Origin of the sequence: Desulfovibrio inopinatus DSM 10711 (assembly GCF_000429305.1) — a bacterium.
Lineage (GTDB): Bacteria > Desulfobacterota > Desulfovibrionia > Desulfovibrionales > Desulfovibrionaceae > Alteridesulfovibrio > Alteridesulfovibrio inopinatus.
The window spans coordinates 1-1,287 of the sequence record NZ_AUBP01000069.1; the positions used below are offsets into that span (position 1 = coordinate 1).

3 protein-coding genes are annotated in these 1,287 nt (G+C 48.7%); 2 read left to right on the forward strand and 1 reads right to left on the reverse strand.

Features of this window, described 5'->3' with window-relative positions; translation table 11 throughout:
- Nucleotides 1–32: 32 nt before the first annotated feature.
- Nucleotides 33–350 (reverse strand): MreC domain-containing protein, encoded by a 318-nt coding sequence (locus tag G451_RS35085; RefSeq protein ID WP_027185689.1) that lies wholly within the window; start codon nt 348–350, stop codon nt 33–35.
- 145 nt (nt 351–495) lie between these two features.
- Here G451_RS35085 and G451_RS34670 point away from each other — a divergent pair, with 145 nt between their 5' ends.
- Both G451_RS34670 and G451_RS33215 read left to right on the forward strand, forming a co-directional pair.
- Entirely contained in the window at nt 496–720 is a 225-nt protein-coding gene (locus tag G451_RS34670; protein WP_027185690.1) for a hypothetical protein, read from the forward strand.
- A complete protein-coding gene (locus G451_RS33215; RefSeq protein WP_156921753.1) occupies nt 713–1,282 on the forward strand; it encodes a hypothetical protein in 570 nt (189 codons plus the stop codon). The genes G451_RS34670 and G451_RS33215 overlap by 8 nt, the downstream gene beginning before the upstream one ends.
- Nucleotides 1,283–1,287: the final 5 nt, after the last annotated feature.

Sequence of the window (1,287 nt, forward strand, 5' to 3'; positions counted from 1 at the left end):
TTTTGCGGTAGGTGCTGCCTTTCTTTTGTTCGTTATGCACTTAATCTGGCGTCTTCATCTGGTGTGTCTGGAGCGGCTCTGGTTTTTATTTCTGCGAGATTTACTCGGAGGTCTGCGTTTTCTCTTGTTGTCTGCAAGAGTTCTTTGCTTGTGTTGATAAGTTCTTTATTGGCTTCTGAGAGTTCACGGTTGAGGCGTTGGTTTTCTGTTCGTAGCTCGCTGCATTCGCGGCGGAGTTCGGTATTTTCTTTTCGCAGTTCGCGTATTTCCTCTTGCCTTCCACCACTGGCATCATTGCTTGGCATTGTGGCGTCCAGTTTTGATGCATGAGGCATTGTTGCGGGTTGCATCTCGCTCCCTCCTTCTCGCCTCATTGGGCCTTCTCCAAACAGGAGCCAGTTGCCATTAACACAAAATCGTTCACAAATGGTTGCAATAGTGGTTGACTTCGGGGTTCTTTCATCTCTTTCATAGAACCCTAAAGAGTTCTTTTTGATGCCCAAAGCAGAGGCAAATGATTCTTGGCTCATTTCTCCGCGTATTGTTTTTATTCGTTCGCCAATGCTAGACATGTTCCAAGTTCCTCTAATTAAGTTGGAAATTAAACTTGGAACCGCCTTTTTTATTTATTCCAGTGAAAATATTGGAAAAAATAAAAACTTCAAAAAGATTAAACTTGGAATCTTTTCGTGGTTAACCTTGGACACAAAAAGTGTCTAAAAGAGGGTCGTGGCGGTTGAAGTTTGAGCTTCTTGCAACAGGAACAAACTACAGCCCCGGCAACTATGGGTCAACGTCCGGCTTTTTTCCGGGTTTGGACACAAACACCATTACAGGCGGACAAGTCATGGCACAGGGGACACTCTTTGGATCGGCGTACCGGCTTGCGAGTTTCGATCGCGCATTCAAGGCGTCGCTCCGGACGGCATTTGAAAAATCCGGACTCTCCTGTGTGCAGGTGGCCGAACAAATGGACGCACTCGCCAAAGAAGCCGGCATCAAGTTGAACAGTGGTAATGCGGCGGCACTCTCTACGGCGACGCTGGAGAAGTGGTTGAATCAAAACGATGACGAGCGTTTCCCCAGTCCGCGGGCTGTTGTCGCATTTTGTGAAGTCGTGGGCGCGGCTGATCCGCTCGACACCATGGCGCTCGTTGTCGGGCGCAAGACCATCGATCAACGGCAAGTCATGCTTCTGGAACGGGCCGAGGTCGAGGAACGAATCAAGGCGCTGAAGCGCCGTAAACGTCTGTTGGAGGCGGAGTTATGCACAACACAATGAACGTT